Source organism: Acinetobacter sp. YH01020 (assembly GCF_013420275.1).
GTDB classification, from domain to species: domain Bacteria; phylum Pseudomonadota; class Gammaproteobacteria; order Pseudomonadales; family Moraxellaceae; genus Acinetobacter; species Acinetobacter amyesii.
Genome location: NZ_VOYN01000014.1, coordinates 35,335 through 56,223 on the forward strand (window position 1 = coordinate 35,335; position 20,889 = coordinate 56,223).

At 42.8% G+C, this 20,889-nt stretch carries 19 protein-coding genes; 18 read left to right on the top strand and 1 reads right to left on the bottom strand.

Annotated elements, in window-relative coordinates; genetic code table 11:
* The first annotated feature begins 315 nt into the window (after positions 1-315).
* Together bfmR and bfmS are read left to right on the top strand one after the other, a co-directional pair.
* Complete coding sequence (gene bfmR, locus FTT85_RS07520; protein ID WP_067764711.1) at positions 316-1,032, top strand: response regulator transcription factor BfmR; 717 nt, start codon at positions 316-318, stop codon at positions 1,030-1,032.
* 44 nt (positions 1,033-1,076) lie between these two features.
* Positions 1,077-2,738: a sensor histidine kinase BfmS gene (gene bfmS, locus FTT85_RS07525; RefSeq protein WP_180183237.1), complete on the top strand. Its 1,662-nt coding sequence runs from the start codon at positions 1,077-1,079 to the stop codon at positions 2,736-2,738.
* A gap of 92 nt (positions 2,739-2,830) precedes the next feature.
* On the opposite strand, the gene FTT85_RS07530 is transcribed toward bfmS, so the two are convergent.
* Positions 2,831-3,187 carry a hypothetical protein gene (locus FTT85_RS07530; protein WP_078192296.1) on the bottom strand — a complete coding sequence of 119 codons (357 nt, stop codon included), beginning with the start codon at positions 3,185-3,187 and terminating at the stop codon, positions 2,831-2,833.
* A 557-nt stretch (positions 3,188-3,744) separates the two neighbouring features.
* On the opposite strand from FTT85_RS07530, the gene ndhC reads away from it, so the two are divergent.
* The 16 genes from ndhC to FTT85_RS07610 all read left to right on the top strand — a co-directional run bounded on the left by ndhC (position 3,745) and on the right by FTT85_RS07610 (position 20,850).
* Positions 3,745-4,293, top strand: a complete 549-nt coding sequence (gene ndhC / locus FTT85_RS07535; RefSeq protein ID WP_078192295.1) for an NADH-quinone oxidoreductase subunit A — start codon at positions 3,745-3,747, stop codon at positions 4,291-4,293.
* Between the two features lie 6 nt (positions 4,294-4,299).
* A complete protein-coding gene (locus tag FTT85_RS07540) occupies positions 4,300-4,977 on the top strand; it encodes an NADH-quinone oxidoreductase subunit B family protein (RefSeq protein WP_078191105.1) in 678 nt (225 codons plus the stop codon).
* 87 nt (positions 4,978-5,064) lie between these two features.
* The gene (gene nuoC / locus FTT85_RS07545; RefSeq protein WP_078191104.1) at positions 5,065-6,852 is read left to right on the top strand and encodes an NADH-quinone oxidoreductase subunit C/D; all 1,788 of its coding nucleotides are present in this window, start codon (positions 5,065-5,067) and stop codon (positions 6,850-6,852) included.
* A 14-nt stretch (positions 6,853-6,866) separates the two neighbouring features.
* A complete protein-coding gene (gene nuoE, locus FTT85_RS07550) occupies positions 6,867-7,376 on the top strand; it encodes an NADH-quinone oxidoreductase subunit NuoE (RefSeq protein WP_078191103.1) in 510 nt (169 codons plus the stop codon).
* The gene (gene nuoF / locus FTT85_RS07555; protein WP_180183238.1) at positions 7,373-8,704 is read left to right on the top strand and encodes an NADH-quinone oxidoreductase subunit NuoF; all 1,332 of its coding nucleotides are present in this window, start codon (positions 7,373-7,375) and stop codon (positions 8,702-8,704) included. The genes nuoE and nuoF overlap by 4 nt, the downstream gene beginning before the upstream one ends.
* 11 nt (positions 8,705-8,715) lie before the next feature.
* The gene (nuoG, locus tag FTT85_RS07560; RefSeq protein ID WP_180183239.1) at positions 8,716-11,394 is read left to right on the top strand and encodes an NADH-quinone oxidoreductase subunit NuoG; all 2,679 of its coding nucleotides are present in this window, start codon (positions 8,716-8,718) and stop codon (positions 11,392-11,394) included.
* A gap of 3 nt (positions 11,395-11,397) precedes the next feature.
* On the top strand, positions 11,398-12,414 hold the full coding sequence (gene nuoH / locus FTT85_RS07565; RefSeq protein ID WP_078191100.1) for an NADH-quinone oxidoreductase subunit NuoH: 1,017 nt from the start codon (positions 11,398-11,400) through the stop codon (positions 12,412-12,414).
* 18 nt (positions 12,415-12,432) lie between these two features.
* Positions 12,433-12,975 carry an NADH-quinone oxidoreductase subunit NuoI gene (gene nuoI / locus FTT85_RS07570; RefSeq protein WP_078191099.1) on the top strand — a complete coding sequence of 181 codons (543 nt, stop codon included), beginning with the start codon at positions 12,433-12,435 and terminating at the stop codon, positions 12,973-12,975.
* Positions 12,975-13,493: an NADH-quinone oxidoreductase subunit J gene (nuoJ, locus tag FTT85_RS07575; protein WP_171262661.1), complete on the top strand. Its 519-nt coding sequence runs from the start codon at positions 12,975-12,977 to the stop codon at positions 13,491-13,493. The genes nuoI and nuoJ overlap by 1 nt, the downstream gene beginning before the upstream one ends.
* Positions 13,493-13,801, top strand: a complete 309-nt coding sequence (gene nuoK, locus FTT85_RS07580) for an NADH-quinone oxidoreductase subunit NuoK (protein WP_067665227.1) — start codon at positions 13,493-13,495, stop codon at positions 13,799-13,801. Before nuoJ ends, nuoK begins: the two co-directional genes overlap by 1 nt.
* On the top strand, positions 13,798-15,687 hold the full coding sequence (gene nuoL / locus FTT85_RS07585) for an NADH-quinone oxidoreductase subunit L (RefSeq protein ID WP_180183240.1): 1,890 nt from the start codon (positions 13,798-13,800) through the stop codon (positions 15,685-15,687). The genes nuoK and nuoL overlap by 4 nt, the downstream gene beginning before the upstream one ends.
* Before the next feature lies 1 nt (position 15,688).
* Entirely contained in the window at positions 15,689-17,302 is a 1,614-nt protein-coding gene (gene nuoM, locus FTT85_RS07590; RefSeq protein WP_180183241.1) for an NADH-quinone oxidoreductase subunit M, read from the top strand.
* Positions 17,303-17,305: 3 nt separating this feature from the next.
* The gene (nuoN, locus tag FTT85_RS07595; RefSeq protein WP_078192290.1) at positions 17,306-18,850 is read left to right on the top strand and encodes an NADH-quinone oxidoreductase subunit NuoN; all 1,545 of its coding nucleotides are present in this window, start codon (positions 17,306-17,308) and stop codon (positions 18,848-18,850) included.
* Positions 18,851-18,976: 126 nt separating this feature from the next.
* Positions 18,977-19,612: a uracil phosphoribosyltransferase gene (gene upp / locus FTT85_RS07600; protein WP_078191094.1), complete on the top strand. Its 636-nt coding sequence runs from the start codon at positions 18,977-18,979 to the stop codon at positions 19,610-19,612.
* An 85-nt stretch (positions 19,613-19,697) separates the two neighbouring features.
* Entirely contained in the window at positions 19,698-19,991 is a 294-nt protein-coding gene (locus FTT85_RS07605) for a cold shock domain-containing protein (protein WP_078192288.1), read from the top strand.
* Between the two features lie 106 nt (positions 19,992-20,097).
* Entirely contained in the window at positions 20,098-20,850 is a 753-nt protein-coding gene (locus tag FTT85_RS07610) for an excalibur calcium-binding domain-containing protein (RefSeq protein WP_180183242.1), read from the top strand.
* Positions 20,851-20,889 lie beyond the last annotated feature (39 nt).

The window sequence follows — 20,889 nt, forward strand, 5'->3', positions numbered from 1 at the left end:
GAGTGCTTATAGATAACATTGTGGATAACTTCAGAAAGCCTAAAAAGTTGTGAATTAATCAGTCAGTTTTTATTCGATGAAAATGTATCCAAATTTATAATTGTTGGTATTGTGAGCAATAGGGCATGGAAATGATTGGTAAATACGGCTGCAAAAATGTAGCAGGTTAAAATTTATTACAAAATACGATATTGATGTATCAGTTTGGTGAATGCCATCTTGTTTACAATGTAAACGTGTGTATATTGCAAACTATGTTTAAGCGTATCTATCGGATTTCAAATAGGATACGCCCAATCAAATAAGGGGCAATCAATGAGCCAAGAAGAAAAGTTACCTAAAATTTTAATTGTTGAAGACGATGAGCGTCTTGCTCGTTTAACTCAAGAATACTTAATCCGTAACGGACTTGAAGTTGGGGTAGAACCAGACGGTAATCGTGCGATTCGCCGTATTATCGCTGAACAACCAGATATGGTATTACTCGACGTGATGCTTCCGGGTGCAGATGGTTTAACCATTTGTCGTGAAGTTCGTCCACACTACCATCAACCAATTTTAATGTTGACTGCACGTACCGAAGACATGGACCAAGTGTTGGGTCTAGAAATGGGTGCAGATGACTATGTTGCAAAACCTGTTCAACCTCGCGTTTTACTTGCGCGTATTCGTGCATTATTACGTCGTACAGACAAAGCACCAGAAGATGAGGTTGCACAGCGCATCGAATTTGATGATCTTGTAATTGATAATGGTGGTCGTTCTGTCACACTCAATAATGAGTTGGTTGACTTTACCAGTGCAGAATATGACCTTTTATGGTTGTTGGCATCTAATGCAGGTCGCATTCTTTCTCGTGAAGATATTTTTGAGCGTCTGCGTGGTATTGAATACGATGGTCAAGATCGTTCAATTGACGTGCGTATCTCGCGAATTCGTCCAAAAATTGGCGATGATCCAGAAAACCCGAAACGCATTAAGACCGTACGTAGTAAAGGTTATTTATTCGTAAAAGAAACCAACGGCATTTAATGTAAAATACCGTCCCTTAGTTTGGCAAAGTAGGACACTTTTACGTGTTTAAACACAGTATATTTTTGCGCGTTTATGCGGGGCTACTGATTTTAGTCTTTTTAGTCGCTACATTTGGCTATTTGCTGGTGCAAATCATTAACTACCAGCGCGCGCAAGAATATCGTGAATCGCTTACTGACGGTTTGGCTTTCATTATAAGTGAAGGTATTGCACGTCAGCCAAATGAACAACAAAAGTCAGATTGGGTGTCAGATGCATCTGATCTACTTGAGTTGCCTATTTATTATGTAAAAGCTAATCAGGTTGATTTAACCCGAGCGGAAACAAAACGTATAGAAGAGCGTAAAGCTGTAGTGCGTTGGGACGCACAAACCACAGCAGCTTATATTATTATTGGTTTAAAAGATGATCCTGCACATCTACTGTATATAAAAGCTGATAATATTTCAGAACGCCAAATGAAGGCGTTGCCTGTCTTTATACTGGATTATTTGGTTTATTACCCAGGTCAAGAAAAACAATATCTTGAAAAAATTCAGCATCATTTTTCATATCCAATTTCAATTCAAAATGTTCAGAGTTTGCCTTTAGATTCTGAGCAAATCGGCCGGCTACGTTTAGATCACAGTATTATTTTGTATCGTGACAGTGCGACGGAACGCGGTACAACTATTTCGATCGTATCGCCAATTCCAAGCTCAACTTCAGAAGTCTTGGTTATGGGGCCGGTACCGCTATTCAATTGGATGCCTTTTCAGTTGGCAGCCGGTATTACGCTACTGAGCTTGTTTGTCTTGAGCTTGGGTGTTTATGGTCTATTGGTGCCGATGCAACGTAAGCTGCGTGCTGTAAATTATGCGTTAAATAAAATGAAGGGCGGGGACTTATCTGTACGTCTGCCTGTCGAAAGTACCGATGAATTTGGTACCTTGGCATCGAGCTATAACTCAATGTCAGATCATATTGAACGTTTAATTGAAGCACAGCGTGAGTTGATGCGCGCGGTATCGCATGAACTGCGAACACCTGTGGCGCGGATTCGCTTTGGTGTAGAAATGATGGCGGATGAAGACGACTACGACTACCGTCAGCAGCAAGTTGAACAAATCGACAAAGATATCGAAGCTCTCAATACCTTGATTGATGAGATCATGACTTATGCCAAGCTCGAACAGGGCATGCCATCTTTAGAGTTTGAAGATGTCAGCTTGTTTGAAGTTTTAGATCAGGTCTTGATTGAAACCGAAGCCTTAAAGACAGGGAAAACCTTGGAATTGCAAGCACCACCGATTGGGGTGATTGTGGAAACCGAGCGTCGCTATTTACATCGCGTTGTACAAAACTTGGTGGGTAATGCAGTGCGTTATTGTGATGATAAAGTGCTGATCAGTGGTGGTGTGAATGATGAAGGCATGGCCTATATCTGTGTTGAAGATGATGGCCCTGGTATTCCGGAAGAGGATCGTAAGCGTATTTTTGACGCCTTTGCGCGTTTAGATGATAGTCGTACCCGTGCTTCAGGGGGTTATGGTTTAGGCTTATCGATTGTTAGTCGTATTGCATATTGGTTTGGCGGGACTATTGATATTGATGAAAGTCCAATATTAGGTGGAGCGCGTTTCACCATGACATGGCCTGCAACTCGTTTTAAGAAAAATAAACCGAAGTTAGATATTAAAGAGCCGAGTACCAATGAAAATTAAGTAAGCTTAGATATGTAGCTAAGCTGATTTTAGTGAATGATAAGTATAAAAAGCCATTCAATTTGAATGGCTTTTTGATATCAGTTTTCTACTTATTCCGTAATTGTTGCATCGGGTTCAATAATAGGTTTGCCATTTTTTAATGCGGCAAGAGCATCTGCATTAAAATCGATGAGTAAGGAGTTGTTTTTAGCATCGATAGAATAATTGCTAATAAGTTTTTGATCACCGTTTAAAGTTTCAAGTTTATATTCATCTGCAATATTCATAATCCCGTTAAGGTTGGTTGTTGCAGAAGCTAAATCTTGTCGTAACAACTCATAGATATCACGTAAATCAAAAATGGCATTTTGAGCATCAGGATGCTTATCTAAGTAGCTTTTAATATGGTGAATCACCAATTGCGCAGATAGAAAATAATCAGGTTTATGCGTAAATTCTAAAGTCATTATTGTCTCTCCGTTGTGATTGCTTTTTGTGTTTTAACTACAAATATCACACTCTTTGTGGGTCGTGTCAAAGAATTGCAAAAAAGTCACAAGAAGCTAAAAAAAGCCTTTTTTCTTTGTGCTAATTCAACTTGTTTTTCATTTTAGGGGAAAGATCAAAGCTAATAGATGGGATAAAAAAGGCAACCAATTTGAAACAAGATGGAATTTATTTAATAAATGATACGGCCATGAAAATTTAATACATGAGCTAAAAGTTGAAGGATTTGTTCATGAAACTGAACAGTCATAATTTTCTGTTAAAATCGCATAAATGTAATAATTAATAAAAAAATAAGATCTAATCTAATTAAACGATTAATCCTAAATTTAAGGGAGTAAACCCAATTTAAATGCTGAAATGATTAAAAAATCATCCTAAAGACGAATATCGATAAGCTAGCAAGAAGCCTCCTCAATCAGGTACAATTGGCGGGATTAATTTTGTGTTTGGTGTATTTGAAGGCCAATACATACATTCTTTGTTAATAAATAGGCCTGCCAGGAGTTATCCCCGCATGAGTGCCATTACTCCATACGATTGGGCAATTATTGCCTTCGTGATCGGCGTTACATTCCTTTGCGTCTTTATGCTGACCGTCCCTTTACTCCTTGGGGGTAAATCATGGGGTCGTGCTAAGCAAGAGCAGTTTGAGTCAGGTGTAGTAGGTGCTGGTGGTGCACGTATTCGCTTGTCTGCGAAATTCTATTTAGTTGCAATCTTCTTCGTGGTGTTCGATATCGAAGCACTTTACCTTTATGCATGGGCATCTTCTGTTCGTGAAACAGGGTGGGTTGGTTTTGCAGCTGCAGCAGTCTTTATTTTAGTTTTACTTGCTGGTTTGGTTTATGAATTGTCTTCTGGTGGTTTGAATTGGTCACCTTCTGACAAACGTAAAGCGGCGGGAATTAAACCTAAAATTGGTTCGCCAAATATGGATATCGCAGAAATCACACGCTTTAACTCTATTGAAGAGTTGGTTATGGACCCTACAGGTCAAATTCCAGCGCAATCATCTGGTCGTGTGAAATCTAAGTCACCGACTGCATCATCTGACAAGGAGTAAGACGGGATGAAATATACATTAACCCGTGCGAATCCGGATGCTGATCAATATCCACTTCAAGAGCGTCAAATCGTCACCGATCCGCTTGAAGAAGAAGTGAATAAAAATGTGTTCATGACTCGTTTAGAGGATGTTGCACATACAGCAGTAAACTGGGGTCGTAAAAACTCAGTTTGGCCGTTCAACTTTGGTACATCTTGCTGCTACGTAGAGTATGCAACGACTTTAACAGGCGTGCATGACTTGTCACGTTTCGGTGCCGAGGTTATTCGTGCTTCACCACGTCAGGCTGACTTGATGATTGTTGCAGGTACATGCTTCATGAAAATGGCGCCTGTAATTCAACGTTTGTACGAGCAAATGCTTGAGCCTAAATGGGTAATCTCAATGGGCGCATGTGCAAACTCTGGTGGTATGTACGACATTTATTCAGTTGTACAAGGTGTGGATAAAATCATCCCTGTCGATGTGTATATCCCGGGTTGCCCACCACGTCCTGAAGCTTTAATTCAGGCATTGATGTTATTGCAAGACCAGATTCAACTTGAGCGCCGTCCTTTATCGGCCGTGATTGGTGATGATCTTAAGCCAGTGTATAAGCCAAAGATGATGCCAGAACGTGACCGTAAGAACGCACAGCGTATTGCAGTGAAAAACTTACGCTCAATGGATGAAATTAAATAATCACTGCGACGAAATATTGATACACCCGGACTGGGTGTAATTGTCGTTTTGATTGACTGAATTTGTATTAAATAGGAAGCCAAGCCAATGGCTGAAACTGACATTGCTATGCCAGAATCAACTCCAGTTGATTCCCGCCCTGCATTTGCAATTGTAGAAGAGCTCAAAACCAAATTTGGTGAGAACTTCTACGTGCAAACGACTTTTGAAGACTTTCCAACAGTCTGGGTTGAGCGCGCACGTGTACAAGAAGTTTTAATGTTCTTGCGTACAGTGTCACGTCCATACGTGATGCTGTTTGACTTGTCTGCGGTTGATGAGCGTTTACGTACACACCGCGATGGTCTGCCTGCATCTGACTTCACTGTGTTCTATCACTTGTTATCGTTAGAGCGTAACAGTGATATTCGTATCAAGGTTGCATTAGCTGAGAATGATGTAAACATTCCAACGGCAACAAATATTTGGCCGAATGCCAACTGGTACGAACGTGAAGCTTACGACATGTTTGGTATCAACTTCGAAGGGCATCCAATGCTCCGTCGTATCTTGTTGCCAACATATTGGGAAGGTCACCCGTTACGTAAAGAATATTCTGCACGTGCGACCGAATACACGCCTTATCGCCAAAACCAAGCGAAACAGGATTACGAACAAGAACATCTTCGTTTCGTACCTGAAGATTGGGGTATGAAGCGTGGGAACGATGATGAAGACTTCATGTTCCTAAACTTGGGTCCTAACCATCCATCTGCGCACGGTGCCTTCCGTGTGATCTTGCAGTTGGACGGTGAAGAAGTGAAAGACTGTGTTCCTGATATCGGCTATCACCACCGTGGTGTGGAAAAAATGGCTGAGCGTCAAACATGGCACTCATTCATTCCGTATACAGACCGTGTTGACTACTTAGGTGGTTGTGCGCAAAACATGCCTTACGTTCTTGGCGTAGAGCAAATGGCAGGGATTACCGTTCCTGACCGTGCACAATGTATCCGTGTCATGATGTCTGAATTGTTCCGTATCAATAACCACTTGTTGTTCATTGGTACTGCGATTCAGGATGCCGGCGGTATGACCCCAGTATTCTATATGTTCGCTGACCGTCAAAAAATTTATGACGCGATCGAAGCGATCACGGGTTACCGTATGCACCCAGCATGGTTCCGTATCGGTGGTACAGCGCACGACTTGCCAAACAACTGGCAGCACCTCATTCGCGAAATCCTCGATTGGATGCCGAAGCGTATGAACGAGTACTACACTGCAGCACTGAAAAACTCAGTGTTTATCGGTCGTACACGTAACGTTGCTCAGTACGATGCAAAATCAGCATTGGCTTGGGGTGTAACGGGTACTGGTCTACGGGCTACAGGTATTGATTTCGACGTTCGTAAATACCGTCCTTATAGCGGCTACGAAAACTACGACTTTGATGTGCCTTTAGAGTACGAAGGCGATGCTTATGCACGTGTTCTTGTTCACTTCCGTGAAATTGAAGAATCGCTGAAAATCATCAAGCAATGTTTAGACAACATGCCTTCTGGTGCATACAAAGCAGACCATCCACTGGCTGTTCCACCACCAAAAGATAAAACTTTACAAGACATCGAAACATTGATTACGCACTTCTTGAGCGTGTCATGGGGTCCTGTAATGCCAGCAGGCGAAAGCTCTGTAATGGCGGAAGTGGTAAAAGGTGCGTCGAACTACTACTTGACTTCAGACAAGTCAACGATGAGTTACCGTACACGTATCCGTACGCCAACCTTCACGCACTTACAGCAAATGCCTTCTGTGATTAACGGCAGCTTAATGTCTGACTTAATCATTTATTTAGCGACAATTGACGTCGTAATGGCTGACGTGGATCGCTAAGGGGTAATCGCATTATGATGATTTTGACTGACAAAAAACCACGTGTGAACGTTGAAGGGATTTTAACTGCGGAAGAAATCCACGATATCGAACATCACATTGGTCACTATCCGTACCCACGCGCAGCATGTCTTGATGCTTTGAAGTGTGTACAACGCCGTAATGGCTGGGTAGATGATGCACAGATGAATGCTATTGCGCAATTGCTTAGCATGAGCCTTGCAGACCTAGAAGGTGTTGCAACTTTCTATAACCGTATTTACCGTCAACCAGTTGGTCGCCACGTAATTTTATTATGTGACTCGATTGCTTGCTTCTTGATGGGTGCGGAAACACTTGCTGAAGCATTCCAGCGTGAATTAGGCATTTCATTTGGTCAAACGACTGCAGATGGTCGCTTTACTTTATTGCCAATTTGCTGCCTAGGTAACTGTGACAAAGGTCCGACGTTAATGATTGACGAAGACACTCACGGTCTAGTTGAAGTGACTTCAATTAAACAGTTATTGGAGAAGTATGTATGAATACTGAACCAAAACCAATTTATGGCGACGGTAACCCAGAAACTCACCCATTAACTTGGCGTTTGAGTAAACAGGAACACGTTCGCAGTGCAGATGATTACGAAGCACTTGAAGGTTATGCAGGCTTTAAGAAAGCTGTTGGCATGCAACCGAAAGAAGTGCTTGAAGTGATCAAAGCTGCGACTGTAAAAGGTCGTGGTGGTGCGGGCTTCCCTGCAGGGATCAAATGGTCGCTTATGGCGCCAAATGATAACTCAGGCCCTCGTTACCTCATCTGTAATGCCGATGAAATGGAACCAGGTACCTTCAAAGACCGCCTGTTAATGGAAAAACTTCCTCATCAGTTGATCGAAGGTATGTTGATTGCTGCTTATACATTAGAAGCAACACAGGGTTATATCTTCATCCGTGGTGAATACATCGAAGCGGCTCAATACTTAAATGAAGCATTGGACCAAATTCGTGCCAAAGGTTACTTGGGTGAAAACATCTTAGGTACAGGTTGGAACTTCGAGTTACACGTGCATACTGGTGCGGGTCGTTATATCTGTGGTGAAGAAACTGCATTGATTAACTCGCTTGAAGGTCGCCGTGCGAACCCTCGTACTAAACCGCCATTCCCACAAGTTGCAGGTGCTTGGGGTCGTCCTACGATTGTAAACAACGTAGAGACTTACAACAACTTACCCGCAATTATGCTTCGTGGTCCTGAATGGTATATCGGTTTATCTGAAGGTAAGTCGAAAGATCCAGGTACTAAAATCTACGGTGCATCAGGTAAGGTGACTTTCCCAGGTCTTTGGGAACTTCCATTTGGTACAACTGCGCGTGAAGTGATTGAAGATCATGCGGGTGGTATGCGTGATGGTTTAAAACTCAAAGCATGGTTACCGGGTGGTGCTTCTACAGACTTCCTTGCTGCTGAACATATTGACCTTCCTATGGATGCTGAAAGCATCATGAAAGCAGGTTCACGTTTAGGTACGTGTTTGCTCATGGTGGTTGATGAAACTCAGTGTATGGTTTCTGCGACACGTAACTTAGAAGAATTCTTTGCGCGTGAATCTTGCGGTTGGTGTACACCATGCCGTGATGGCTTACCTTGGGCGGTTAAAGCGCTTAAAGCCTTGGAAGGTGGCACAGGTAAGAAAGAAGATATCGATCACTTACAAGAACTTACTCGTAAGCTTTGGATTGGTAAAACTTTCTGTGCGCATGCTCCAGGTGCGATGGAACCGTTAATGGGCGCACTCAAACATTTCCGTGGCGAATTTGAAGCTAAAGTCGTAAATGCGGCAGCTCAAACTAGCAACGTAGAACAAGCTTAAGGAATTCGACTATGGCTACAATTCATGTCGATGGAAAATCGTATGAAGTCAACGGCTCAGAGAACTTACTACAAGCATGTCTTAGCCTTGGCATCGACATCCCATACTTTTGTTGGCATCCATCCTTAGGTTCTGTCGGTTCTTGCCGTCAATGTGCTGTGACTCAATACGCGAATCCTGAAGATACTCGCGGTCGTTTAGTTATGTCATGTATGACGCCTGCATCTGACAATACCTACATCTCGATTGAAGATAACGAAGCAAAGAATTTCCGTGCTTCTGTTGTTGAATTCTTGATGACCAACCACCCACACGACTGCCCAGTCTGTGAAGAGGGTGGTCATTGTCATTTACAAGATATGACTGTAATGACTCAGCATGACCGTCGTCGTTACCGCTTCACAAAACGTACGCATTACAACCAAGAGCTAGGCTCTTTCATTTCTCATGAAATGAACCGTTGTATTGCGTGCTACCGTTGTGTGCGTTACTACAAAGATTATGCAGGTGGTACAGACTTTGGTGTGTATGCAAACGCTTCGCGTGTTTACTTTGGTCGTCCAGAATCAGGTACTTTAGAATCTGAATTCTCTGGTAACTTGACTGAAGTGTGCCCAACAGGTGTATTCACAGATAAAACTCACTCTGAACGCTATAACCGTAAATGGGACATGCAGTATGCGCCAAGCGTATGCCAAGGCTGTTCTTCAGGTTGTAACATCTCTCCGGGTGAACGTTATGGCGAACTACGTCGTGTAGAAAACCGCTTTAACGGTGACGTGAACCAATACTTCCTTTGCGATAAAGGTCGTTTCGGTACAGGTTATGTGAACCGTGAAGATCGTCCACGTCAACCACAATTCCGCTCTGGTGCAAATGTGACTACAGTTTCTGTAGACCAAGCATTGGATACCGTAATTGAAAATATCCAAGGCAAAAAAGTATTGGGTATCGGTTCACCACGTGCATCACTTGAATCAAACTTCGCGCTTCGCGAACTTGTAGGTCAAGACAACTTCTCAACGGGTATGGCTCAAAAAGAGCAAAAACTTGTTGAACTTGCAGCTTCTATTATGCAAACCGAAGGTGTTTATAACCCTGGTATGCGTGAAATCGAAAGCTACGATGCTGTGTTGATTTTGGGTGAAGATCTGACTCAAACTGCGCCTCGTATGGCTCTATCTGTTCGCCAAGCTGCGAAAAATAAAGCTAAAGAAATGGCTGCAGAGCGCCGTACGCAAGAGTGGTTGGCTGAACCTGTACAACGTATTGCCCAAGATGCCAAATCTCCGATTTACATCCTTGCTGCAACTCAAACACGTTTAGCTGATGTTGCAACAGGTGAAGTTGTTGCATCACCTAACGACATTGCACGTTTAGGTTTTGCGGTCGCTGCTGCTGTGAAAGGTGAAGTGATCTTAGGTTTGGATGACGATGCAAAAGCATTTGCACAAACGATTGCTGACACTTTAAAAGCTGCGAAAAAACCTTTAATCATCTCTGGTACAAGCTTGCAAGACGCATCAATCATGGAAGCTGCTGCACAAGTTGCACAGAACCTTGGTAATGCGGGCTTAACATTGACTGTTCCTGAAGTGAACTCAATGGGCTTAGCGATCTTTGGTGGTCAAAGCCTAGAACAAGCATTTGCACAAGATTACGATACCGTGATCGTGGTGGAAAATGACCTTTATCGTCGCTTACCAGCCGCGCAGGTGAATGCTGCACTTTCTGGTAAAGAAGTGATCGTACTTGATCATTCTGAAACTGAAACTGTGAAAAAAGCCAACATCGTACTTTCTGCTGCTTCATTTGCTGAAGGTGATGGTACAGTTGTCTCTCAAGAAGGCCGTGCACAACGTTTCTACCAAGTGTATGACCCAAGCTACTACAAACCAGAACTTGCGATCAAAGAATCTTGGCGCTGGTTACATGCCATTGAAACTGGCGTGAAAGGTAAAGCGATTTCTTGGACAGTTCTTGATGATGTGATCGAGTCAGTAGCGAAAAACGTTCCTGCACTTGAAGCAATTCAAGATGTCGCACCAGATGCTGGCTTCCGTGTACATGGTCTGAAAGTGGCACGTGAACCACGTCGTTACTCAGGTCGTACTGCGATGCGCGCACCACTTTCTATTCATGAACCAAAACAACCAGTCGATAAAGACTCTGCGTTGACGTTCTCTATGGAAGGTTATGTAGGTAACCAAACTCCAGCTTCACTTGTACCATTTGCTTGGTCTGCAGGTTGGAACTCTCCACAAGCTTGGAACAAATTCCAAGACAACGTGGGTGGTCACTTAAAAGGTGGCGATGCAGGCGTTCGTTTATTCGATCGTTTAGCGAAACGTCCAGCACGTACATTCGTTGCACCTGCACCTGTTGCGGTTAATGGTGAGAGCTTCCGTCTTGTGCCGATGCATCACATCTTCGCTTCTGGTGAATTTACAGTGAAAACACCTGCGATGGAATCGCGTATTCCTGAAGCAATGTTTGCTGTGGGTGAACAAGATGCAGCACGCTTAAATGTTCAAGATGGTCAACGTATCGCTGTGAAAGCAGGGGATGCTGAAATCGTCCTTCCAGTTCAAGTGATTGAATACTTACCTACAGGTTATATCGGTTACCCAGTGGGTCTTGCACCTACAGTATCGCTTGCAGAACCTGTTTCAGTCGCGGTAGGAGTGTAATTCATGGAACAAGAATTAATCCGTCAAACGCCGCTGTGGGCTGAAAACTGGCCAATCGCCTATTCAGTTCTTCAAGCAATTGTGATCTTACTGGTAGTGGTATTGATCGCTGCGTTGATGTCTTTTATTGAACGTCGTTTACTCGGCTTATGGCAAGACCGTTACGGTCCGAACCGTGTAGGTCCGGGCGGTATGTTCCAGATTGTTGCCGACATGCTGAAAATCATGTTTAAGGAAGACTGGACACCAAAATTTGCTGACAAATTGACTTTCCGTATGGCTCCAGCAGTTGCGATGGCAACTGCGGTGCTATCGTTCATGGTTATTCCTGTTTCACCTTATCTAGGTGTTTCAGACATGAGCATCGGTCTATTGTTCTTTATGGCAATGGCTGGTATTGCGGTATACGCAGTATTGTTCGGTGGTTGGTCATCAAATAACAAATACGCATTACTTGGTGGTTTACGTTCTGCTGCTCAAACCATTTCTTATGAAGTGTTCTTGGGTATTTCACTGATGGGTGTGGTTGCGATTGCAGGCTCATTCAACATGCGTGAAATTGTTGAAGCGCAACGTGATGTTTGGTTTGTTATTCCTCAGTTCTTAGGTTTCTTGATCTTCGTGGTTGCGGGTGTTGCGGTAACTCACCGTCATCCATTTGACCAACCAGAAGCAGAACAAGAATTGGCGGAAGGTTACCATGTCGAATACGGCGGTATGAAATGGGGTATGTTCTTCGTTGCGGAATACGTCAACGTCGTACTGATCTCTGCATTAATCGTGACTTTATTCTTCGGTGGTTGGTTAGCGCCTTTCAACCTAGATATTCCATTCATTCCAGCTGCGTTCTGGTTCATTATTAAAACAGCATTCTTTGTAATGATGTTTGTCTTGGCTCGTGGTTCTTTAATGCGTCCACGTTATGACCAAGTCATGAACTTTGGTTGGAAAATTTGCTTGCCATTGGCGTTGGTTAACCTTCTGGTAACTGGTGCTGTGATTCTAATGAATCAGGCCTAAGACAGCAGGGAGAATAAAATGTTTAAATTTCTAGCTGGATTTGGGTCAATTGTACGTTCGTTGTGGATGGTATTCTCACACGCGACACGTAAACGTGACACCATTTTATATCCAGAGGTTAAAGCGGAAGACATCGTACCACCACGTTTCCGTGGTCGTATCGTGTTAACGCGTGACCCTGATGGCGAAGAGCGCTGTGTAGCATGTAACCTTTGTGCGGTTGCATGTCCAGTCGGCTGTATTTCACTACAAAAAGCTGAAAAAGAAGATGGTCGTTGGTATCCGGAATTTTTCCGTATCAACTTCTCACGTTGTATTTTCTGCGGTATGTGTGAAGAAGCATGTCCTACGACTGCGATTCAAATGACACCTGACTTTGAGTTAGGTGAGTATGTTCGTCAGGACTTAGTATATGAGAAAGAAAACCTTCTTATCTCAGGTCCTGGTAAATACCCAGACTATAACTTCTACCGCGTAACAGGTATGGCTGTTGCTGGTAAAGATAAAGGTCAGGCTCAACGCGAAAGCACACCAGTTGATGTACGGAGTCTATTACCATGATGTGGCCATTTTATTTGATGGCGCTTGTGGCCATCGTCTCTACCGTTCGTGTTGTAACTAACACGAACCCAGTACACGCTTTATTAAGCTTGATTATCTCTTTACTTGCAGTTGCAGGTATCTTCATGATCGTGGGTGCGCCGTTTGCCGGTGCCCTCGAAATTATCGTTTACGCTGGCGCAATCATGGTGCTATTCGTATTCGTCGTGATGATGCTGAATCTTGGTCAAAATACAGTTGAACAAGAAAGCAAATGGCTGACTTCTTCAGCGTGGGCATATCCTGCGTTGATGAGCTTCCTAATGGGTCTAATCCTAGTTTGGATGTTGAAGTCAGACTACACAACTGCTGGCACTGTCATGGGTGCTCAAGTTGTCGGTCCGAAAGAAGTGGGTACTTCACTCTTTACTCAGTACTTATTGCTGGTTGAAGTTGCTGCGATGTTATTGCTTGGCGCACTTGTCGCTGCATTCCATCTTGGCAAACGTGAGCCAGGTGCAGAAGAGGACAAAGAATAATGGGCAACATCCCTTTAGAACATGGTTTGATCGTTGCAACCATTCTTTTTGCACTGGGTTTTTACGGTGTGATGGTTCGACGCAACCTACTATTTATTTTAATGAGCCTTGAAATCATGATGAACGCTGCTGCATTAGCGTTCGTTTTGGCAGGAAGCGCATGGGCACAGCCAGATGGTCAAGTGATGTTTATCTTGATCTTAACGCTTGCTGCAGCAGAGGCTTGTATCGGTCTTGCGATCGTCCTTCAGTTCTATCATCGCTTCCATCATCTGGATGTGGATGCTGCTAGTGAGATGCGCGGATGAGTTATTTATATTTAACAGTACTTTTCCCGCTAATTGGTTTTATCCTGTTGGCGGCAGGTCGTAAAAACCTTCCTGAATCAGTTGCTGCAATTATTGGTGCAGGTTCAGTTGGTCTTTCAGCTTTATTTGCATTAATTGCCGGTATCGACTTTGTTAATAATGGTTCAGTTGCAACAATTCAGCATCTTTGGACTTGGTTCAGTGCAGGTAACTTAGCACCGGGCTTCACGCTTCATTTAGATGGCTTGTCATTATTAATGATGGGCATGATTACAGGTGTGGGTTTCTTAATTCACATTTTTGCAACATGGTACATGCGTGGCGAAGAAGACTTTGCACGTTTCTTCTCATACTTCAACCTATTCGTAGCAAGCATGCTGCTTTTAGTGTTGGGTGACAACTTAGCGTTGTTATTCCTCGGTTGGGAAGGTGTAGGTCTATGTTCATACCTATTGATTGGTTACTACTACCAAACACCTGCAAACGGTTTTGCTGCAATTAAAGCATTCACTGTGACACGTGTGGGTGATGTATTCCTACTGATCGCATTGTTCTTGATCTACCAACAATTCGGCACTTTAAACATTGCAGAAGTTGTAGCTGCTGCGCCAACAGTTTTGGCTCAGAGTTCTTCGATTGCAATTTGGACTGCATTGATGTTGTTCTTGGGTGCTGCAGGTAAATCTGCTCAGATCCCATTACAAACATGGTTGGCAGATGCGATGGCTGGTCCTACACCAGTATCTGCATTGATCCACGCAGCAACAATGGTAACAGCGGGTGTTTACCTATGTAGCCGTATGTTCAGCGTATTTGAACAAGCGCCAGAAGTGATGATGTTCATCTCAATCACAGGTGCGGTGACATTGTTAGTTGCAGGCTTTGCTGCATTGGTACAAACAGACATCAAACGTATTCTTGCTTACTCAACTATGAGTCAGTTGGGTTATATGTTTATGGCTGTAGGTGCTGAAGCTTACCAAGCTGGTCTATTCCACATGCTGACTCACGCATTCTTCAAGGCATTATTATTCTTGTCTTCTGGTGCTGTGATTTTGGCTTACCATCATGAACAAAACATCTTCAAGATGGGTGGTCTATTCCATAAAAACAAATTCTTGTTTGCTTGTTTCGCGATTGGTGGCGGTGCATTGGCAGCGATTCCATTCATCACGATCGGCTTCTTCTCGAAAGATGCGATTCTTGGTGCGGTATGGGTGAAAGGTCAAGCGATTGCAGTTTATGACTGCTTGTACTGGACTGGTGTAGCAGGTGCGTTCTTAACTTCAATTTATACATTCCGTCTTATTTGGGTTGTATTCTTTGGTAAAGAAAACACGCCTTACCATGAAATCAAAGGTGTTACTTACTGGGGTCCATTGGCGATTCTTGCAGTGCTTTCAACTGGTTTAGCTTATGTATTAAAAGCACCAGTAACGAATATTTTAAATGCTGCACAAATCCCAGCGTTTGATATTCCAGAAGCACTAGAACACGGTATGCATAGCGCTGAATACACAGCTGTTGGTATTGCACTTGCAGGTCTTGCAGTTGGCGTGGTGTTATTTGCCTTTGCTTATGGTGCAGTGAAATCTTTCGCGAAAACTTCACTGGGCGCGGGTCTTGCAAATATCTGTCGTAATGCACTTGGTTTCGATGCTTTGTACAACATTGTTTTCGTTAAGCCTTATTTACTACTGGCTAAAATCTTTGGTCGTGATCCAATTGACGGCTTATGGCTTGTATTGCCTGCACTTGTTAAAGGCGGTAATAGCTTTACAAGTTCACGTCAAACAGGTTCATTGCGTGAATACGCATCTAGTATGGCATTCGGTACGTTTGCATTACTATTGATCCTGGTCGTGATTCAGGTCGTGGGGAAATAAAATGGAAACTCCAAACAATTTAATTCTACCCGCTCTGATCCTTATTCCGTTCATTGCAGGTTTTGTATGCTGGCTTGTCGATAAACTCGACAAGCACTTACCACGCTATATTGCCTTAATTGGTATGCTATTAACGTTGGTGTTTACCGTCGTTTTATGGCAAAGCGGTACTTATAACTACGAGTTGGGTACACAAGCTCCACAGTGGGCTGCTCAATTTAACCTACCGTGGATTACCACTTTAGGGATTAACATTCACCTTGCGGTGGATGGTCTTTCACTGCTTATGGTAGGTTTAACTGCATTACTGGGTGTACTTGCGGTCGGCTGTTCATGGGGTGAGATTCAAAAGAACGTTGGTTTCTTCCACTTAAACCTACTGTGGTCTTTAGGTGGTGTGATCGGTGTATTCTTAGCGATTGACATGTTCCTATTCTTCTTCTTCTGGGAGATGATGCTGGTACCAATCTACTTCTTGATCGCACTTTGGGGTCATAAAGGGGCAGAAGGTAAGTCACGCGTTTACGCTGCAACTAAATTCTTTATCTATACTCAGGTTGCGGGTCTGATCATGTTGATCGGTATCTTGGGTCTAGTAGTTGTTGGCTTCCAACTTCACGGTCAAATCAGCTTTAACTATGACTTCTTGATGAGTGTTGCACACACTGTTGAGGCGAAAGCTCCAGCACTTGCGTATGCATTCATGATCTGTATGTTCATTGGTTTTGCGGTAAAACTTCCAGTTTTCCCATTACACGGCTGGTTACCAGATGCACATGCACAAGCACCTACAGCGGGTTCTGTCGACCTTGCAGGTATCTTGATTAAAACTGCGGCTTATGGTCTTTTACGTTTCGTTATTCCATTCTTCCCAGTAGCATCTGCTCAGTTTGCTGACATCGCGATCATTCTTGGTCTAATCGGTATTTTCTACGGTGCATGGTGTGCATTCCAACAAACAGACATGAAACGTCTGCTTGCGTACACATCTATTTCGCACATGGGCTTCGTACTTCTTGCTTTGTATGCAGGTAACATCCTGACATTCCAAGGCTTGATGATTATGATGCTGGCTCACGGTCTATCTTCTGCTGCATTGTTCATTATGTGTGGTCAGGTTTACGAACGTCTGCATACACGTGACATGCGTTTGATGGGTGGTATCCGTGGTCAGTTCCAATACCTTTCATTCTTCTTAATGTTCTTTGTTGCGGCACTTGTAGGTATTCCAGGTCTAGGTAACTTCATCGGTGAATTCCTAATCTTGATGGGTTCTTATGACAAGTTCCCTGTGTACACAATCCTTGCTGCAGTAAGCTTAGTATTTGCCGGTCTTTACGGTTTAATCCTGATCCACAAAGCATTGTTCGGTACACCAAACGAAGAACAAAAACAGCATTACGCAAATCCGTTGAAAGACTTAAATGCGCGTGAAGTTGTGATTCTTTTAATCTGTGCTCTTGGTCTAGTATGGCTTGGTCTATTGCCACAAACCTTCCTTGATATTTCAAATTCAAGCATGGCGTGGATTGCAAATAGCTATATCCCAGTTCAAGAAGTCGTTGATGTTGTGCAGCAGATTGCTGTACAACCTGAAAATGTGGAGATGCAATAAGCCATGGACTTCACAATGTCATTTTCTGAGCTTATGCCATTAGCTCCTGTGATGATCGTGGCTTTAACTGCGATCGTCGTGATGTTGCTAATTGCAATCAAGCGTAACCACAATTTAGTTGCAACGACTTCCGTTATCGGTCTGAACCTTGCAGCCTTTTATATTATTTTTGTTTTCGTTGCAGGGCAGTATGCACCTGCAAACGTAATGAATTTGTTCATCGTAGATCCATTTACGATGTTGTACCAATTCGTGATTTTGATTGCAGCACTTGCTTGCTGCACATTGTCACATGCGTATATCGAAACCTATAAAGATAACCGTGAAGAACTTTATATCTTGATGCTGTGCTCTGTAACAGGTGCATTGTTAATGGTTGCAAGTTCGCACTATGCGTCTTTCTTTATCAGTCTTGAGTTAATGTCGATTCCTGTATACGGCCTATTGGCTTATACACACCAACGTTCACAGTCGCTTGAAGCGGGTGTGAAATACTTGGTGCTTTCAGCAACTGCTTCTGCGATGTTGTTGATGGGTATGGCTTATGTATATGCGTACACAGGTACAATGGCATTCGTTGCTGAACCAGGCAAAATGTTCACAACATTCAGCCAACCGGGTGTAGTCCTTGGTCTTGCACTGATTGTCTTTGCTGTTGCATTTAAATTGTCTCTTGCGCCATTCCACAAATGGACACCAGACGTGTATGCAGGTGCGCCAGCGCCAATCGCGACATTCTTAGCGACTGTGGCTAAAGTGGCAATGATCGGTCTATTCGTTCGTTACTTCTTGGCTTCTGGCTTAATCCTTTCTGACAGCTTCATCACGATCGTGACCATCATTGCAGTATTGTCTATCCTTGCGGGTAACTTACTAGCAGTACGTCAAGTGAACTTGAAACGTATCCTTGCATACTCTTCAATCGCTCACTTTGGTTACTTACTTGTTGCGATTGTAAGTGCACGTAATACTGACTTTGTTCAAGTACAAGGCTTTGCAACATTTAGCAGCGTCAACGTTTATGTGATTACTTATGTATTAACAACGATTGGTGCGTTCGGTGTTGTGACACTGATGTCTAGCCCTTACAACAACAAAGACGAAGCAGGTAGTCTTGCTGAGTACCGTGGTTTGTTCTGGCGTCGTCCAGTGTTGACTGCAACACTGACTGTCATGATGTTATCTCTTGCAGGTATCCCATTAACAGCGGGCTTTATTGGTAAGTTCCTTGTGATCAAAACAGCAGTTGCTGGTGGTTCATGGTTCTTAGCTGCAATGGTGATCCTTGGTTCAGGTATCGGTTTGTACTACTACCTACGTGTGATGGTTGTGATGTACATGACTCCACCGGAAAACCCACGTATCGACGCTGTCGATCATTGGGGGCAAAAAGTGGGTGGTATTATGGTGCTTGGTGCAGCTGCTCTTGTGTTGTTGATCGGTGTATATCCAGATCCAATCATTGCAGTTTCTCAAGTGGCATACTTTGCAATCTCACCTGAATTACAACAGTTCATTTTTAGCTTAATTCAAAGTGGATTTAACTAATGAATTAAGCAATTAATTTGCTTATTACAAAAAAGCCTCCTGTAAAGGAGGCTTTTTTATTTTTATCATTTGTTAAATAGCTTTATAATGGTTGAAATTTTATCTTAACCTTTTAGGTGTTCTCCCGTGGCTATCCATGAAATCCGTCATCCTTTAATCCGACATAAACTCGGCTTACTTCGTCGTGCAGATATTAGTACTAAAAACTTCCGTGAGCTTGCTCAAGAAGTGACTATGCTTCTGACTTATGAAGCAACGAAAGATTTACCAATGGTCGATCATGAAATTGATGGTTGGAATGGTAAAGTAACTGTAGATCGTATTGCCGGTAAAAAAATAACAGTTGTACCGATTTTACGTGCAGGTATTGGTATGTTGGATGGTTTCTTAAACCTGATTCCAAGTGCGAAAGTATCTGTATTGGGTTTAGAGCGTGATGAAGAAACTTTAGAAGCGCGTACTTACTACAAAAAATTAGTACCAGACGTACAAAACCGTTTAGCGATGATTATTGACCCAATGCTTGCAACGGGTTCATCGCTCGTTGCTGCTATTGACGTTCTAAAAGCCAGTGGTTGTAAAGATATTCGTGTCATGGTGCTTGTTGCAGCTCCAGAAGGCATTAAACGTGTAAATGAAGCTCACCCAGATGTGACCATTTATACAGCATCTGTAGACCAAGGTTTAAATGAAAACGGTTATATCGTTCCTGGTCTTGGTGATGCAGGCGATAAAATTTTCGGTTCAGTTCAAAAAGACTAATTTTTGCAATATGAACAGAAAAGGGGCTTTTATAGCCTCTTTTTTATATACTAAAGACATTGGTATAAATGGAATAGGGTACTTTATGAAGTCCGAACAATATAAAGGTAAGGTGAAGCAGTACAATCCTGAAAAGGGCTTTGGCTTTCTTTCATGTGAAGAAGGTGATGTATTTTTCCATATCTCTGACTTTCCCGCAGATGGTGTCGAGCCAAAACGTAATGATCGTGTGAAATTTAATGTGGTGAAAAATGGTGATCGTTATAAAGCCATAAACATTGAGCGTGAAGAAGACAAATCTGCAAAAGCTAAAAAATCTAAAGTCGTGGCAAATAACCAGTCAATTACTTCAGCTTTGCTTTCGAATTTGCGTAAATAATGTGATTTGGAGATTTCCATGAAATCTTTGAAATAAAAAAGAGGTCTATAGGACCTCTTTTTTATTATCATAAGAGCATTAAAATAAAATGTGAGAGACAATTTTTATGTTTAAAGAGGGGAAAATCAAAAGCTATAACGCTGAGCGCGGCTTTGGATTTATACAACAAGATCAAGCAAAGGATTTATTTTTTCATATTCGTGATTTTCCTAGCCGACACATCGAACCACGTGTTGGAGAAAATCTCAAATACAGGATTGAAGCAGATCAAGGTAAATTTAAAGCGGTAAATATCATCCGTTTAGATTTGAAAAAAGAGCAGTCCACTCATGAACAGATAAATCCGCCATTTGAATCAATGACAGATCGAGTGAATGACCAAGCTACTCCTCACGATACAGCCAAAGTCACAGTTTGGGGCAGTAAAATCTTCAGCATGATTGGACTCATTGTAATTGTAGTATTAGCTGTGGCTGTTTATGGGAAATATCAGCAGTACCAAGAACAGAAGCAGCTACATTTACAACAGCTCATGCAAGAAAATGAAAACATTGTAAAAGAACAACGTAAAGCTCAGGGTGATTTGCCCGATCGGGTGCTGTCTGAGCAAGGTGAAAAAAATCTATACGGCACAGCTTCAACGCAAGCTCAATCTGTTGTTCAATACACTGCGCAGGCACCTTCTTCAAGTGATACGCCAAGGGCAGAAGAAAAAGCTCAGTTTAGTTGTGATGGACGACAGCATTGCAGTCAAATGCGCTCAAGAGATGAAGCTCAGTGGTTTATTAAGAATTGTCCAAACACGAAGATGGATGGTGATAATGACGGTATTGCTTGTGAGAATGATTCTAGGTGGTAATGGAAGCATTCACAAAAAAAGCGCCATTAGGCGCTTTTT

Coding starts and splice junctions, on each gene's coding strand:
- ndhC (WP_078192295.1), top strand. CDS start 3,745: ATGAGTGCCATTACTCCATACGATTGGGCAATTATTGCCTTCGTGATC.
- nuoK (WP_067665227.1), top strand. CDS start 13,493: ATGGGCAACATCCCTTTAGAACATGGTTTGATCGTTGCAACCATTCTT.
- nuoG (WP_180183239.1), top strand. CDS start 8,716: ATGGCTACAATTCATGTCGATGGAAAATCGTATGAAGTCAACGGCTCA.
- nuoI (WP_078191099.1), top strand. CDS start 12,433: ATGTTTAAATTTCTAGCTGGATTTGGGTCAATTGTACGTTCGTTGTGG.
- FTT85_RS07530 (WP_078192296.1), bottom strand. CDS start 3,187: ATGACTTTAGAATTTACGCATAAACCTGATTATTTTCTATCTGCGCAA.
- nuoE (WP_078191103.1), top strand. CDS start 6,867: ATGATGATTTTGACTGACAAAAAACCACGTGTGAACGTTGAAGGGATT.
- bfmR (WP_067764711.1), top strand. CDS start 316: ATGAGCCAAGAAGAAAAGTTACCTAAAATTTTAATTGTTGAAGACGAT.
- FTT85_RS07540 (WP_078191105.1), top strand. CDS start 4,300: ATGAAATATACATTAACCCGTGCGAATCCGGATGCTGATCAATATCCA.
- FTT85_RS07605 (WP_078192288.1), top strand. CDS start 19,698: ATGAAGTCCGAACAATATAAAGGTAAGGTGAAGCAGTACAATCCTGAA.
- nuoM (WP_180183241.1), top strand. CDS start 15,689: ATGGAAACTCCAAACAATTTAATTCTACCCGCTCTGATCCTTATTCCG.
- FTT85_RS07610 (WP_180183242.1), top strand. CDS start 20,098: ATGTTTAAAGAGGGGAAAATCAAAAGCTATAACGCTGAGCGCGGCTTT.
- nuoN (WP_078192290.1), top strand. CDS start 17,306: ATGGACTTCACAATGTCATTTTCTGAGCTTATGCCATTAGCTCCTGTG.
- nuoJ (WP_171262661.1), top strand. CDS start 12,975: ATGTGGCCATTTTATTTGATGGCGCTTGTGGCCATCGTCTCTACCGTT.
- nuoH (WP_078191100.1), top strand. CDS start 11,398: ATGGAACAAGAATTAATCCGTCAAACGCCGCTGTGGGCTGAAAACTGG.
- nuoF (WP_180183238.1), top strand. CDS start 7,373: ATGAATACTGAACCAAAACCAATTTATGGCGACGGTAACCCAGAAACT.
- nuoL (WP_180183240.1), top strand. CDS start 13,798: ATGAGTTATTTATATTTAACAGTACTTTTCCCGCTAATTGGTTTTATC.
- nuoC (WP_078191104.1), top strand. CDS start 5,065: ATGGCTGAAACTGACATTGCTATGCCAGAATCAACTCCAGTTGATTCC.